This window comes from Rivularia sp. PCC 7116 (assembly GCF_000316665.1).
Classification (GTDB): Bacteria; Cyanobacteriota; Cyanobacteriia; order Cyanobacteriales; family Nostocaceae; genus Rivularia.
Map to the genome: position 1 here is coordinate 7519544 of NC_019678.1, position 15702 is coordinate 7535245.

The 15702-nt window shown below is 35.7% G+C and carries 10 protein-coding genes; 2 read left to right on the forward strand and 8 right to left on the reverse strand.

Features of this window, described 5'->3' with window-relative positions; translation table 11 throughout:
- Positions 1-7: 7 nt before the first annotated feature.
- From RIV7116_RS28885 to RIV7116_RS28900, 4 genes are all read right to left on the reverse strand, one after another.
- Positions 8-928: a ferritin-like domain-containing protein gene (locus RIV7116_RS28885; RefSeq protein ID WP_044292485.1), complete on the reverse strand. Its 921-nt coding sequence runs from the start codon at positions 926-928 to the stop codon at positions 8-10.
- 147 nt (positions 929-1075) lie between these two features.
- The gene (locus RIV7116_RS28890) at positions 1076-1333 is read right to left on the reverse strand and encodes a hypothetical protein (protein WP_015121876.1); all 258 of its coding nucleotides are present in this window, start codon (positions 1331-1333) and stop codon (positions 1076-1078) included.
- 164 nt (positions 1334-1497) lie between these two features.
- Positions 1498-2592: an aromatic ring-hydroxylating dioxygenase subunit alpha gene (locus tag RIV7116_RS28895; protein WP_015121877.1), complete on the reverse strand. Its 1095-nt coding sequence runs from the start codon at positions 2590-2592 to the stop codon at positions 1498-1500.
- 147 nt (positions 2593-2739) lie between these two features.
- Positions 2740-3492, reverse strand: a complete 753-nt coding sequence (locus tag RIV7116_RS28900; RefSeq protein WP_015121878.1) for a hypothetical protein — start codon at positions 3490-3492, stop codon at positions 2740-2742.
- A 754-nt stretch (positions 3493-4246) separates the two neighbouring features.
- Here RIV7116_RS28900 and RIV7116_RS28905 point away from each other — a divergent pair.
- The gene (locus RIV7116_RS28905; RefSeq protein WP_015121879.1) at positions 4247-4663 is read left to right on the forward strand and encodes a heavy metal-responsive transcriptional regulator; all 417 of its coding nucleotides are present in this window, start codon (positions 4247-4249) and stop codon (positions 4661-4663) included.
- A gap of 66 nt (positions 4664-4729) precedes the next feature.
- Here RIV7116_RS28905 and RIV7116_RS28910 read toward each other — a convergent pair whose 3' ends face one another.
- The 3 genes from RIV7116_RS28910 to RIV7116_RS28920 all read right to left on the reverse strand — a co-directional run bounded on the left by RIV7116_RS28910 (position 4730) and on the right by RIV7116_RS28920 (position 11084).
- Positions 4730-7288, reverse strand: coding sequence for a filamentous hemagglutinin N-terminal domain-containing protein (locus RIV7116_RS28910; protein WP_015121880.1), 2559 nt, complete (start codon positions 7286-7288; stop codon positions 4730-4732).
- A 45-nt stretch (positions 7289-7333) separates the two neighbouring features.
- On the reverse strand, positions 7334-9169 hold the full coding sequence (locus tag RIV7116_RS34295) for an NF038122 family metalloprotease (RefSeq protein WP_015121881.1): 1836 nt from the start codon (positions 9167-9169) through the stop codon (positions 7334-7336).
- A gap of 403 nt (positions 9170-9572) precedes the next feature.
- On the reverse strand, positions 9573-11084 hold the full coding sequence (locus RIV7116_RS28920) for an NF038122 family metalloprotease (protein ID WP_015121882.1): 1512 nt from the start codon (positions 11082-11084) through the stop codon (positions 9573-9575).
- Between the two features lie 1292 nt (positions 11085-12376).
- On the opposite strand from RIV7116_RS28920, the gene RIV7116_RS28925 reads away from it, so the two are divergent.
- Positions 12377-14167 carry a sensor histidine kinase gene (locus RIV7116_RS28925; RefSeq protein WP_015121883.1) on the forward strand — a complete coding sequence of 597 codons (1791 nt, stop codon included), beginning with the start codon at positions 12377-12379 and terminating at the stop codon, positions 14165-14167.
- A 100-nt stretch (positions 14168-14267) separates the two neighbouring features.
- On the opposite strand, the gene RIV7116_RS28930 is transcribed toward RIV7116_RS28925, so the two are convergent.
- A complete protein-coding gene (locus tag RIV7116_RS28930; protein ID WP_157229345.1) occupies positions 14268-15404 on the reverse strand; it encodes a WD40 repeat domain-containing protein in 1137 nt (378 codons plus the stop codon).
- Positions 15405-15702 lie beyond the last annotated feature (298 nt).

Below are 15702 nucleotides of genomic sequence, written 5' to 3' on the forward strand. Positions count from 1 at the left end.
TCTTTTTCTATAAAACACATAAGCTTGCTTTTAAAGGTTGAAAGTAACCTTTATTTTCTAAACTATTTATGACGCTAGTTGCATTAGGTAGATGCATTAAGCTGTGCAATTTTTTTAAGCGAATTCCGCTATGATTCTGCGTATCTAATTGTTCAAAAATATTGATTTTTTCTTCTCTAGATAAACTGCCTTTGACTTGTTCGATTGCTTTGACAACACTTTGAGGTCCTACTTGCACCATTTGCAAAAATACTGCCAGTATTTCTGTAATAGTTTCTCTACTCAATTTAGTTAAAGATATTTTTTCAAATAGGGTTACACCAGTCGCATGATGGCGACTTTCATCTTGCAAAAAACTATTAAGCGTAGAACGTAATTGAATATTTTGACAATGCTTTGCAATACTACGATAATGAGTCAAACCCCATCCTTCTAAAACTACTTGAAGTACAAATAATAGTACTTTTTTATCATTACTTTCTACTACTTCTTCTAGTAAATTTAAAAATGGACTGTTGTTTATTTTTGGAACCGGCAAAAAACCGCTAATTTTTGAAAAATGATTAACTTCATCAGCAGCAAATAAACCGTAAAGCATTCTTTCTTCAGTTGTTTCTGCGAGTAAAATCATTTTTGCCATATATCCGACTCCAGCTTTTTCAATGAAATAAGCTTCCTTCAAAATTTCTAAGTTGCAAAGCTGTAAAATCAATCTTTTTTCCGTGGCTGTAGATTCTTGAAAAATGTTGACTTTATGCAAGTTGAAATATTCTTGATTCCAGTAGTTAAGTGGGGTTTCATTTTTTGCGTTTTTTTCGCTTAAAATATCTCCTTGATTATCCAATGCGGCAGATAAAATTCTATTGAGCTTATCTTCTCGATCTATATGAGGTAAATCTAATCTAGCAACAGTATTTTGTTTATTCATGATTTCAACGTTTAAAAAATTACAATTTAATTGTGGGGTAGGCATCCTTGCCTGTCCAAATGTAAAATTTAAATGCACAACAGCCAGTTGTTCTCGTGCAATCAGAATTGATATTTAATTTAAAAATCCGCAGCCCCAACTACGACTTTAATTTTCTGAATTTGGACACACAGAAATAACCATAGGGTGAGAAGTATCTTCAGGAATAGGTTCTTTCGGTAAAAGCATTGGATGTGAATCTTCCTCAGCTTGATTTCTGGTAATTTTATTTCCTGGAACTAAAATCTCAGAATCTTGGTGCAAACAAATATCAGCTTTGTGATGGGAATTTACTCCGCAGGCAGCAAACGTAATTACCAAAAACGAATTGAAAAGCACCGAGGGAACTGTAAGAAATCTTTTCATATTTCAAGATAAAACTCCTATATTTCTTGTAATTGTTGTGCTTATATCAACCTTCAATCCCGTTGTTTCATTTTTAGTAACGTCTGCGGGCAATATTGCCCGCTTCTAATGCTCACTGCAAAGCTGATAATTAAGCAGATGTATATATATTGGCTGTTAAGCTGTCAATCATTTGCTTCTCCTTTAGATTCCACCATTTCTATTTTCTTTTGCCGTTGTCTTTCTTCTTCTTCGTTTACAGGCTCCCAACTACCCCAACGCAAACCTTTTTGTTTTTCTACATTGTGGATAAATTGCAAAATTGCATTATCTGCTTTAGTTGGTGTTTGAAAGTCAAAATTAATCGTTTGAAAAATCTGGGTATCCCCTTTCGCGAAATAGTTTCCTACTAATTTCGTTAGCCACAGCACCACCCTGTTAAACAGCCAACCGAAAACACCGCCACGTTTTTTGGTAACTAAAATAGTTTGCCCTTCTGTTTTCCCTCCTTCAAGCAAACGTAAGGCGAACATAATATGAAAATGCAGAAAATCGGGCCCTATAGTTACTGTACCAATAGTTCCATACCAATAGCACATACTATAAGTAACGGCTTTTTTATAGAAAGGGCGGATTAATTTCATCAAAAATGAATCTTCACCACCCCTAGTAACGTTGTTAAAAACGATGGCATTTTCGTTCAGTTGCTGCTTGCGAAAAACAATCTCTAAAGGTAGATTGTGAACCGTATTGAAATGATGTGCATCAATCGCATTAATCATCACCACATTTGGGTGACAGTTTTTTACGAACCCAGAAGTTATAGCACTATCACATTCAAAATTTTCTAATTCTGGAACAAAAGGCAAAGATTGTGAAGGAGTTTCACCAGTCCAAACCCATACCATGCCGTACTTTTCGGCAACATGCCAGGTTTTCAACTCCAAGGGAAGCCCAGTTCCCAAGCAAGGAACATCAACACAATCACCTTTACTATTAAATTTCCAATTATGGAATAAACAACGCAATCCCTCACCTTCGACTTTGCCTTCTGCAAGATGAGCGCCCATATGGGGACAGTAAGCGTCAAAGCAAACCAGTTTACCGTTGATATCTCGATAAATTGCTAGCTCTCTACCCAGTAACGAAACAGCTCGTACCTGCCCTTTTCGTAGCTTTCTTGCAGGAATAGCCCAGTACCAACCTTCAACGAAACGTCTGGGATGATTAAATATTTGCGTGTAACGATATGAGCTAATATTATTTGATACGACTTTCATGTCATTTTCATTACCGGAATTTCCGGGCTGTAAAGAAGTTGTATGTAAAGGCGCTATATCTAAGATGAAAAGTTTTTAGCATGGTAAAAGCAATCCAACTCAAAACTATTCAACGCCTATATTTCAACCCAACCGCATTTTTTCGATCTAAGCCGGAATTTTTAAGATTGAATTTTTATTTATGCCTTGATTGCTTCTATCTGCAAACCACATTCTACGTCCGGCACGGGTAAGATTTTCTTCACAAATTTCCGTAAAACAGACTAGTTCATCGCCATTTAAATGACCGGGATTAAGCGCCTGAAAATACTGAATGTGCGGATCTCGCAATCTTTGAGCGGGTATACCATGCAAGCCATCGCGCAGTATGTGGGGATGGGGAAAACGCACTACACCGGTTGTGATATTGTAATTTTCGCCAAAACGTTTAACAGCCAAATCCTGCATTAAATATAAAATACGTTCCGGGGTAGGAGTATCGTAACGAGGATAAAACTCTTTCCAAAATAACGGCAAAAAACGATAGGTGCGATAACCGCCAGAAATCAATAGCCAGTAAAGTTTACCCGTACAGTATTCGTTTCGCAGTTGATTTATTGAAGATATCCAACCAGCAGATAGCGCCGAACTAGACCAAGCACTAGGATCTACAATCGTATCTCCCGAAAATACAATGCTGATTTTTTCATCTTCAAAATAGGTATCGTACATTAGCAATGTCGAAAACCCTTTCAATTGATTTGTTTGTTCATCTTTGATTAAAATTACCCAGTTTTTACTATCTAAGTCATTGTTGAATATATCTCTTTTAACTCCTTTAAAATGTTTGCTCAATAGCATAAACATTGCTTCTAAATCTAAATCCGATAATTCTTCAGTCCTAATTAATTCGCTATTCATTTTTTAATAAATCTTTTGTCAGTTCTTATTAATTAATATAGTTATTCTTCTGCCTAATTATTAAATATATGTGTCAGATAGTTATCTGTCCAGGGTCTTAATAAAGCATAAATAGTTTGTTGAATACCCTGTAAGTCTCTAAAACAAAGCCTTTCGCATCTAATACGTTATTTTTTGATGAAAACAAATCTTCTATTACTAAGATGAAATATTGTAAACTACGTTCAACTTCATGCTGCTTCACCCCGATTCATTCGCCTTCAAAAAGCATCTTGGTTATGCCTATTTATTCCTAGTATAAGCGAAGAAAAACGACTATATAATTGGCATAAAAGCGAGGATTAAAACTAATGACTATATAATATTTTTTATGAGTGTAGTAAATCTGATTAGCAGCATCCCAGTCTTAAAGGTTAAATAAGTGAATTCTAGCGACTTGGATATAAAATAAATATTTTAGCTAGTTTTCGGGGGCTTTATTAAACTCTATAAGCTTATGCAGGCAGAGTTTGGTTTGAGTGGTTAATGATAAGTTGGTTAAATCTGGGAAAAATTAGTATTAAAATTTTGGACGTTGCTGATTAAAAGTATGAATAGCCCCCAACCCCCAATTATGGGGGAGAAATATATTTTAAAGTCCCCCAGAATTGGGGGATTTAGGGGGCTGCGATAAGATAGTAATAACAAATTCATATCTCAATTCAGCAACACCAAATTTTGGTATGGGATTTTAGACGTTCGAGGTTCTATTGCGATGCTGGCTAATACAAGCGAACCGTTGTTAATAGGCAAAGTCCAAAAGCTTAGTGGGGTTCCGATTCGGACAATTCGCTATTACGAGACTTTGGGCATTATTAAACCATTAGGAAGAACTGAAAGTGGTTACAGAAAGTTTTCCCAAGATATACTGGCTCGATTATCATTTATCAAACGCGCTCAAAAACTTGGGTTAAGTTTGCAAGAAATCGGTAGTATTCTTCAAGTTTATGACGATGGTGAAGCTCCATGCGATCAAATTCACTATCAACTGGAAAATAAAATATTGGAAATTGAAAAGCAGATTCAAAATTTACAGGTATTACAAAACGAATTAAAGGAATTGCTGTTGGGCTGGAAGAGTGTGTCTAACAAGCCAAGTAATATGATTTGTCCAAATATTCAGAAAAATTGAAATCGGGTTTCTAGTTGCAGCGATCGCCCTACCAAGAAGAAACATGATTTTTTTATTCCTAAATGACTAAACACCCCTACAGCTTAGTGCTTGGTACGCCGATTGATTGTCAACGCCACCGCCCATTTGATTGTTTGCAACTAAATACAACTCCCCGTCTTTACCTCTTACCCATCCGGTAGCTTCCACAATGGCTGGCTTTGAATTCCTCACATCAGAACTAGAAACTTTCTCTCCTTTTTTAGAAGCAGTTCGTAAATCCAACCATAAATTTGCACCCCTTAAAATTGTTGTGGGATTGTGCGGTAAACCACCCCTATTACTAATCAGAAAGTTATTTCCCTGTTGTGCCGCACATCCAGCGCTTACATAATTATCAGCATCAACAACAGTCGCAGGTAAATTATTAACTCCAGAATTGGGATCTATATCGGGAGTATTTAGCTCTACTACACCATTAAATTCTGCGCCTCGGTTGGAACTTGCAGTAATATCGCTTCCGGGAGTTAGTTGAAAACGTTGTGCAATTCCAAAAATACCTTGAGCATTAATAGTTACTTGTCCGCCAAAACCTTCGGTAGCATTCGCGGTAATATCGCTATTTTGGAAACCGACTAAAGTATCGGTATCGATAAAAATATTACCGCCATTGGAACTATTGCGAGCGTTGCTGGTAATGTTGCTTTCTTGGAATAATTGTAGATTTTCAGATTCAATATTGATATTACCCTTATCACCAGCATTAGTACTTGCGGTAATTGTCCCTTGATTTTCCAATAAAATAAAAGGGGAATTAACATTAATATTTCCCGCAGTGCCACTACCAGCCAAACCGCGTAAATTTTCGGGGTCGCTACTGAGGAAATTACTAGCATTAATAGCTGCTCGATCGCGGATAATTAACTTGTCGGTAGTTAAATCTAAATCTCCACCTTCACCGTTGCTTACTACGGCATTTGCTAATAAACCGCTACGACCAAATTCATTTGAGCCAGTTAATTCCACCGAATCGGCTTTAATTTGTAAATTTCCAGCAGTTCCCGAACCTGAGGTACTACTCGATATTTGAGCGCCATTTATAACTCGCAAGCTTCCGGTTTCAATATTCAAGTCACCACCTGTACCTTTACCCGTACCCAAAAAATCTGGTGCTCCTGGTATTTTCTGTACTGCTGTCACAATACTGCTTGGACCTTGCGGTATTCCTCCATTAAGTTCTATATTTTCAGCTTTTATCTTTAAATCTCCTGCTTTCCCAAAGCCAAAAGTACTGGAAAATATCTGGGCAGCATTAGTAAGTTGCAAGCTATCAGTTTTAATAGTTAAAGTTCCACCATTACCAGTTGCTCCTGGTGCTACAGGAGTTGCGATCGCACTTGGTCCAAATGGTGAGAAACCACTCATTTGTATGTCTTTAGCTTTTACGTTCAGTTCTCCAGCATTGCCACTACCAAAAGTACCGCTCGATATTTGACCACCATCTTCTACTTGTAAAATCTTAGTTTCAAGGTTGATTTTACCGCCATTTCCACTTGCTCCAGTGGCAACATCAGCTAATATACTGCTGAAAACTTGATTATTAGGTTGTAAAGCAAAACCTTTCACAGCTATAGATTCCGATGCAAAAATATTTATTTCTCCTCCGGAACCACTACCAAGGGTATCGGAAATAATAACCGAAGCATCTTGAAGACTAATATTTTTACCTTTTATTTGAATGCTTCCACCGCTAGTACCACTAGTATCTATTGAAGCAGCGTTGAACAAATTTATATTACCGTATTCAATTCCTTGAGTTGCTTTTAACTCTAAATTACTATTTTTATTAACTAAAGTAATTTCACCTTGATTTACCGACCATAGCTCAATCTGACCCGCAGGAAAAGTTATATTTCCTCCATCTAGGATTATTTCGTTTCCAATCAGAGCTAAAATTTGATTACTGGAATTCTGATAGTTTAACCCAGAAGGTCGGTTACTTCTATCTATAGAAAAATCTGCTGGGCTTACTTTTAAATTATTACCAGAACCGTTAATATTTATAGAACTATTAGGCTGAGAACCAAGTTGCAAACCTATAGGAACACTGATAGTAAGCAGAGATTGAGATGAAGGATTGATAGCACTAAATTCTGCTCCGTCAGCAAACTTTATTGTTTGAGCAGTTGAACCAATAAACGAACCACCAATATTTAGTATTGCATCTTGACCAAAAATAATTCCTTGGGGATTAATCAGAAATAAATTTGCTGTACTTGGTTTAACCCCATCAATCCAAGTTTGAATTGTACCGTTGATATTAGAAGCCGAGCCACCAGTGACTCGTGTCAGAATATTTTTAATTGCAGCATCATGAGTAAAGCGTGCAGTATCTCCAGATTGGATAGAAAATTCTTGCAAACTGTGGAAGAGATTTACAGCGTTTTCAGGTCTGCTTCCACCAGTAATTTCGTATATTCCACTTTTTAGATTGTTAATTTTAGTCGGTGTAGGTAAAGTTGCATCACCAGTTATTCTGGTTTGAGCTGATACTGGTAACGTTACTGTAATCAACGGAGAAATACCAATCAGTAATAAGAATTGTTTCAACCCGAAAGACCAATCGGAATAAGTGGTAGAGCGCATTTATTTTCTCTCTGTCATAACAGCTTAGATGCTGATATATTTTATTTACTTAAAATTACGCTTGCGACCGAGAAAACCCTGAGAACGATAGATTATCCCGAATAAACCTAATCCCAACAATCCGAATAAAGAGCCAGATTCCGGAGTTGATTTAACTTCTACAGAACTGGAAGTTCCTAAATTCACTTTCTGCCATGACATATGCTGCCATAATCCAGACACATCGGATGTAGTAAATTCTTGGTAATAGCCATTCCAACCCCATTTATAAAATTCATTACTATCTTCTAGCATTCGATTTATTCCTTCATAAAAATCGCTGGAATTTGAATCTGCACGAGCAAATGCGATTCTCTCATTGAGCGAAGTACTAGCTTGAGAATATATATCCTGCCAGAAATTTTCTATAGAATATGCAACGCTTGAACTACTCGAATTCATCAGAAAACCAGTTACATCATCTAACAAATCGAATGGACTAGTATTTGCTTGAGCATCTATATCCCAACCTAAGATATCCATTGCCATGCGGTCGTTAGAAGTCGTTTTTCTCTTTTTCCCCAATCCTAATAATGGGTCCATAATTCCTAGGATATCCCTGTTGTGCTTCCAGTGACTTGCTTGATAGCCATCACCACCTAAATTGCTATCTTCCCCAGAAGAAAAACTAGCGATTTGGCTAATACCTCGGTTATTAGTCATAAAAGGATTACCGCCAATAGATAAGTCAGCAATTCCATTTTTGCCATCTACACTGTGAGTAAATTCTTTACTTGTATCGGAATAACGGTACAAGTCTAGTAGAGTAATACTTTGATTAATTTTTTCAGCATCAATTTTTTGATTGTTGATTTTGCTTTCACTTAAATCGTCTCTAAACTGTGCGTTATCCAAAGAACTTACAAAACCTAAAACATGTCCTAATTCGTGTACTGCCATGCTGAAAAAGTCTAATTTATCTTCAGGGACACCGTAATTTTGAAAATCGTAATTCCAAGAAGATTTTCCACTGAGATTGTTTAAATTACTAATCATCACATAGCCATCCAACTGTGTATCTTGTGCAGATATCAATCCTAAAGCTTTTGCATTCGCACGAGTCATATTAATTTGATTGATTCCTGTGATTTCTTCTCCATTAGCCATCACATGAAAATCTTCTCCTGTTACACCTGTATTGAAACTATTGAAAGCATTAAAATCTGCCTGGGAACGGATGTCTTGCTCAAATTTATTCCGAAAGTTACTGTAATCAAATGACTCCATACCCGGTAATGCTCCCCCGATTACATTTTCGGGTAAATCATTTGTTGCATCAACAGATATGTTTAGAGTTACATCATCTTTTATATAATTAGACCAAAACTTACCGGCCATTTCAAAACCCAAAATTTGTTCTTGGCTAACTTCTGAGCTATAAGTAAAATTAAACTTTAATGCGTTTGTAGCATTAGGTAGAGAAATATCTTCCGAATCATTAATTAATGTATCTATATTTAAGTTGGGTAAACGGGAAAGATAATCAATGTATGAGTCAGCCTCTGTTTTCGTTATTTCTGATAAGACATTCGATGGAGTTGTTGATTGAATGCTAGGTAAAATATCAGGTAAATTACTATATTGATAGTTAAAATCTGTTGTAAGTATTTCTGTCTCAGTTTCCGAATCGATATTAAATGAATCTAAATCTAAATCTAACGATAAATTTGAAAACTCTATTTCTGTGTCTATATCCACAGATTTATTAATCTCAAAGCCAAATGCTGTTACAGGAGAAATGATAGCCACTAATGCAGTACTGATAGAAAACAATGTTCGCAAAATAAACTTATTTGCAGAGAACAGTTTATGATTGCCATTTCTGAAATTATTAGTTTTCATTTTTCCCAGTTTATTAGTAGATGTATCTGTTTGATTAATATCTAAACTAGAGCATCGGAGATAGCTTAAAAACCAAGAAATTACTTAATAAACAGCTTTATTTAAGATTTTTAGACAAAATTTATAATTTTGCAAAAAATATTTTTTTGTAATGTTATTTCTGTAAAGTTAATTTAAAACAAGTAGGTAAATGTATGATTATTTACAAGCAATTTTTAAAAATTAATTTTAACTGTTTTGAATAATATATTTTAAAATAAAAATGAAGCTTTAATTATTAGTATATTTACTGTATATCCACATAAAAATGTAACGAATCGGATATATTTTATTTTCAACTGTCAAATAACTAAAGGTAAACGGTAGAGCACAATGCTATTTTTACTTTCTTGAGTTAAGCCTTTTAAATGTTAATGTATTTGTCATCTTTCTTGCGATAGAGACAATTATGAGCGCGTGAAATAATTCCAAACAAACTTAATCCCAGCAACCCCAGTAAAGAAGTAGGTTCGGGAGTTGATTTGATATCCACAGAACTTGTTGTATCAAAATCCATTTTTTGGAAAGCTACATTTTGCCAAAAACCGTCTTGTTCAAGTTCCTTGTGAGATTGCCAATAACCATTCCAGCCCCACCAATAACCATTCCAACCCCACTTATAGCCATTCCAGCCCCACTTGTAAATTTGACCGCTTTCTCGAATCATTTCGCTTAGTAATTCACCCCGGTCATCTTTATTGTCTCCATCCTCATCTATCCACTCGGATGGTGTAAGGGAAATCCCAGATTTTTGTAAAAGTTCTATCTGTGCATCGTTGTACAAAGCTGTAATATCAACATTCCCCTGCTGTACATCCCAACCCAATACATCCATTGCAGTCAAATCCAGATTTGTAACTTGTCTCCTTTGTCCTATACCGAGAGTGGGGTCCATAATACCTAAAATATTACTTTGTTGTTTCCAATGACTTGATTGATATCCATCACCCCCTAATAGCTCATCATCTTCTCCTGTGGAAAATTCAGCCATATTTGTTTTTCCCCTATCAATAGAGAAGAAAGGATTTCCACCAACTGAGACATCAGCCATTCCTAGTTTTTTATCTGCTGTCTTATGAGATGAAGTACTTCGATCGGAATAGCGGAATAAATCAAGAAGAGTTACATGTCCCTGTGCTTTATCAGCTTTGACTTTTTTACCTCTTCCTCTTTCTTGTTTGACAGCATTCATCCATCCTGGATCGTCTCCAGAGCTTACAAAGCCAAGAGTATGTCCTAGCTCGTGTACGGCCATACTAAATAAGTCTAAAGTACCTTCAGCAATATTATTGCTTTGATAATTTTGATTCCAAGATAACTGTGCTGTTAAGTTGCTAAGGTCGCTAATCAAGATATAACCATCTAAACCTGCATCATCTGCCGATATTTTTCCTAAAGCTTTAGCGCTAGCACGGGTGAGGTTGACTTCCTTCATGTTTTTAAATACAGTTCCATCAGCCATGATGCTATATTTGTTACCATCTTTATCTGTGTTGATACTATTCAAAGCATTTTCATCTGCTATTGAGGTGATATCTTCTGCAAAAGCGCTTCGGAAGTCTCGGTGATGTTGGAATTGCGTCATTCCCGGTAGCGCCCCACCAATCACATTCTCGGGTAACATGCCGGTTGACTCGACAAATATATTTAGAGTTACATCATCTGTCAAATGATTTGACCAATACTTACCAGCCATCTCGAAACCAAGCATTTGCTCGTAAGTCGTTCCAGGTGCATAGCTGAAATTAAACTTTAATGCTTGTGCAGGTGAGTTAGTTATAACTAATGCGGTGCTGACTGAAAGTAAAGCCTGCAAAAACAACTTTCTTTTTGAAAATAAGTTATTAATATTATTTTTCGATTTTTCAGTTTTCATCTTATCTTTAATTTTGAGTATCTTTTGAAACTTGTATATAAGTAATTAAACAAAATTAATTACACATTGTCCGAAGCGAGTGAAACGGAGTGAAACGTTAGCGTTCACGAAGTGAGTCGTTAGACTAAGCGTCTCCCGGAGGGAGAGAGCAACCGCAAGGGCTGGGATTACTACCCTTCGGGAACACATAAAGGTGAACGCGCAGCGAATAATGACGGTAAATATTTTTGTTCACCTACTTATCTCTAAGTTAGAAAATAAGATGTTGATTTCATAACCCAGAAACTACCTACAAAGAGCTATTTTTGACAAAATTAATTGAGATTTTACAATTTATTGAATATTGCTTTTTATGTTGGAGTATGTATAAATTTGTTTGTCGAACAAGCGGGTATACAATTGTTTCCCGTTCTGATGTCAGTAAAGATGATATTTGATAAAAGCGATACAAGTATTTAAATAATAATTTTCAATATTAATTATTTATAGGACTTACGCAACCGACACATTTTTCTTGTAGGGTGCTGTGACACTTTAAGTAACTGTGAACGTAGTAACAATGTTTTCAGTGTCACGCACCAAATGGGCATTGTGACAATTGCGGCCATTCCTGATTTAATTAACCTTATCAAGGTATTAAAAATATCTGAATTCTTGCGGCAATTTTTTTAAAGCCGCTTTTGAGAAAGTCGTGTTTTCACAAATCTAAAGATAATCCAGACGGGTTTTTTAGTCGAAATAATCTTGGATCTAAGAGAAAATTTCGACGTATACGCTCTATTACACCCAAATCGCGTTACAATGTTGCCAGTTTGGCTGACGACATAAGTTAAGTGCATCTACATTTAACATCAGGACTGCATCTTAATACCGCAATTCATTTCTACATGATGGCAACTTAATATTGCTATTGCTGCTTCTCTCCAAATTTTACGAACAGGCAGTTTTGTTGTCTTCTCCTACGGTAACTACCTTTACAGCTATTCCCCCCAGATTTATCCGCAATAATTGCGATTTTGATAGAAAAACCCTCGAAATGGGCAAACTAAGATTACAAAACAATTAAATATTTTTGTATTTCTGACTTAGGTAAAGTTTTAAGTTAATAAATCTCTCATTGCTGGCAACAATTTGATTAACAAAATCTAATTGCTAAGTACACATCCTGCGGTAATGTCAGACATCTGGTTTCTCTAGGTTTATCGATAATTGTGTCGGTATAAGTAAGCTTTATCTATCGATATAAAAGATGCTCATATGTAAAGTTCTAATTCAGGAAAAATCTATATATTATGCACGACTTAACCAAGTTTACTCTTAGAGATATGTCTGAGTGCGGTTTAGCGCTACGACAAATCGCACAGAAAGCTAATTGCATGGAAGATGCTAGTAATTTAATTATCAAATATTTTCACGAAAATTTTATTAATCAAGAGACTAAAGAAAAATCCTGTATTCTCGTGCGTTTTTTCAAAACCCATGCTTACGGAAAACTAACTCCGGAATTAAAACAACATGTGCGAGATATATTAGGCAACGATATTAATGAAAGTCAAATAGCAGATAATTTAAAATGCTTAACTTTACTTGCGACTGCTGGTGAATTACCAGACTGGAATTCTCGTCATACATCTTTAGGGCACAAAGCAATACCACTTACAAATGAGGATGCTATACATAGCATACCGATGATTTCTCAATTAATTACACAATTAGGATTAAATCCGGGAACAATTTTACAGCCAGCGACTGATTTATTGATGGATAGCGAACAGCGGATGTATAACGTATTTTATATTAAAAATGCTTTGGGTAGCCCGTATATCCCGGCTCAGGATTCATTTGTAATTCCATTTGGAGTCAAATCTGTGATTGGATTTGGCGGATTATTACCCTCTGGTAATATGTTTACAATATTGATGTTTTTAAAAGTAGTCGTTTCGCAAACAATCATAGAATTAATACGTCCTTTGGCATTGAACATCAAAACAGCAATTATATCTTTCGATGAGAGAAAAGTCTTTAATAAATGTCGTTCAGTTGCAATAGAAGAAAAAAATATCTTACAAAACCTTAATTCCCAAATTGCTACTTTAAATCAATTATTAAATGTTTCCGAACAATCTACTATAACTCAATCAGATCGTTTAGAAACAGCTATAACTAATTTAGAAGAAACATTGAGTCAGCTTAAAAAAACTCAGATTCAGCTTGTGCATAATGAAAAAATGTCTAGTTTGGGTCAAATGGTAGCAGGTATTGCCCACGAAATTAATAATCCTGTTAACTTTGTTCATGCAAATCTGAGTTATGTAGAAGAATACAGTCAAGCTCTACTTAAATTAATTGAAGTATATCAAGAGCAATATCCCAATCCCCTAGAAAAAACTCAGTCGGATATCGACTTTGAAGAGCTAGATTTTATCAAAAAAGATTTTACTAAAATCGTTGACTCAATGAAAGTAGGTACCGAACGCATTCAAGGAATTATTACCTCGTTGAGAGTTTTTTCTCGCCTAGACGAAGCTGAAATTAAACAAGTAGATATTCATGAAGGTATTGATAGTACTTTGATGATTTTGCAAAGTCGTTTAAAGTCTCAAACTAATCAAAAATCAATTGAAGTGATTAAAAAATATGGTAGTTTACCAGAAATAAATTGTTATCCCGGTCAACTAAATCAGGTTTTTATGAATATTTTAACTAATGCAATCGATGCTTTAGAAGAACAGATAAGTAATAAAGTATGGGCAGCCGAGGATATAAGTTATAAAAATAAATATCAGCAAGACAAAGATATTTTTAGACCTTTTCAAATTCGTATCACCACTACAGCTATAGATAATCAATGGATATCTGTTAGCATTTCTGATAATGGTAAGGGGATTGCCGATGAAGTACTCAGTAAGTTATTTGACCCCTTTTTTACAACTAAAGAAGTTGGCAAAGGAACGGGATTGGGATTATCTATCAGCCATCAAATTGTCGTAGAAAAACATGGTGGAAAACTTACCTGTAATTCTACACTTGGACAAGGTACGGAATTTATAATTATGCTTCCGATTAATATCATGTTCGGATAAACATTTGTCATTTCCTAATCAAATAAGATATTAAATAAGACGGGTAGAAGCACCCGTCTCACAAAGATTTTGATAATTTTTACTACTGAATATGCCTGCTTTATTGTGACAGTTTCATTTTTAATCTTGCATTCAAAGTTGGCGGTTTACTTTCCCAAAGACGTACTGTTTTATCAAAACCACCACTAGCAAGCATTTTTCCATCAGGGCTAAAAGCAAGGGAACTTACCCAATCTGAATGCCCATAAAGCTGACTCAACAAATTACCCGTACTCAAATCCCAGATTTTTATTCCGTCTTTACCACCGCTAGCAAGAGTTTTGCCATCTGGATTAACCGCGATCGCAATTACTGAGTTAATATGTCCGTTAAAAGTTTGCTGTACTTCCCCAGAATTAAAGTCCCACATTTTGACGCTGCGATCGCGGCTAGCGCTGATAACATGATTTCCATCGGGAGTAAATTCTATGGCTGTAACTTCCCTCTTGTGAGCTTTGAATCCGCGAATTAATCTCCCAGACTGTAAATCCCATAATTTTACAACCCCTTTATGATCGCCACTTACTAATGTTCTACCATCAGGGCTAATAGCTACCGTGTGAATTAAATTATCAAACTTTGTTATTGTGCCTAATGGACGTTGTTGCAATAAATCCCATACCCGGATTCCATCTAAAGCGCCGCTGATAAGAACTTTACTGTCTGGAGTTACTGCTAATGAAAGTACGTTACTTCTATGTGCCCGGAAGGAACGAATAAATTTGTAATTTTCTAAACTCCAAATATTGACGGAATTGTCGGTGCTACAGCTGACTAAATGTTTACCATCTGGCGAAATTAATAAAGATTGTATAGATTCTTGATGGGCTTTGCTAATCTCACCCAAGCGTTTTCTCTTTTTTAAATTCCATAAGCGAATAATACCATCGTTATTAGAACCACCACTGACAAGCATTCTACCGTCGGGACTAAAAGTTACAGATTTAACGGCTCCTTTATGCCCTTTAAATGTATGGCTTAATTGAGGATTGGTAAAATTATTGGCAGCAACTGACTTTACTGTTACCTCAGAAGCGGCAGGTGTGGTTAATGCTAACTGCGTAATACTTGTAAATCCTGCTGCACCAATTAATACAGCACAGATTTTTTTTACTACAAATATTTTAGATACAGCTAAATTAGTCAAGTTAGGCTTTATAAACTTAGGCTTTATAAAATAATGACGAACAATTTTCATAGTTGGCAATTCTAAGCAAATACTCTTAAAAAGCATAAAGGAGGGTTGCCCCTCCTTGAAATCTATTTTGCCCCTTACATTCAGGCTTTGCCAATAGACAAGTATTTTCAATAATTGATATTTTTTTCTAAATAATCCTAAAGACGTTATAGTACAACGCCTCCAGATTATTTTACCAAGTATTTTTTCGGTTTAAAGCCCCGAAGTTTCTTTAAGCGGGGGAACCCCGCCAACGAACTTCTCTTCGGATTCATCCGTGGACTATACTCTGTTAAAGCCCCTAAATTCCATTTATGGG

Excerpts from the sequence above, each read along its gene's own strand:
- RIV7116_RS28885 (WP_044292485.1), bottom strand. The coding sequence starts at position 928 with ATGAATAAACAAAATACTGTTGCTAGATTAGATTTACCTCATATAGAT.
- RIV7116_RS28890 (WP_015121876.1), bottom strand. The coding sequence starts at position 1,333 with ATGAAAAGATTTCTTACAGTTCCCTCGGTGCTTTTCAATTCGTTTTTG.
- RIV7116_RS28895 (WP_015121877.1), bottom strand. The coding sequence starts at position 2,592 with ATGAAAGTCGTATCAAATAATATTAGCTCATATCGTTACACGCAAATA.
- RIV7116_RS28900 (WP_015121878.1), bottom strand. The coding sequence starts at position 3,492 with ATGAATAGCGAATTAATTAGGACTGAAGAATTATCGGATTTAGATTTA.
- RIV7116_RS28905 (WP_015121879.1), top strand. The coding sequence starts at position 4,247 with ATGCTGGCTAATACAAGCGAACCGTTGTTAATAGGCAAAGTCCAAAAG.
- RIV7116_RS28910 (WP_015121880.1), bottom strand. The coding sequence starts at position 7,288 with ATGCGCTCTACCACTTATTCCGATTGGTCTTTCGGGTTGAAACAATTC.
- RIV7116_RS34295 (WP_015121881.1), bottom strand. The coding sequence starts at position 9,169 with ATGAAAACTAATAATTTCAGAAATGGCAATCATAAACTGTTCTCTGCA.
- RIV7116_RS28920 (WP_015121882.1), bottom strand. The coding sequence starts at position 11,084 with ATGAAAACTGAAAAATCGAAAAATAATATTAATAACTTATTTTCAAAA.
- RIV7116_RS28925 (WP_015121883.1), top strand. The coding sequence starts at position 12,377 with ATGCACGACTTAACCAAGTTTACTCTTAGAGATATGTCTGAGTGCGGT.
- RIV7116_RS28930 (WP_157229345.1), bottom strand. The coding sequence starts at position 15,404 with ATGAAAATTGTTCGTCATTATTTTATAAAGCCTAAGTTTATAAAGCCT.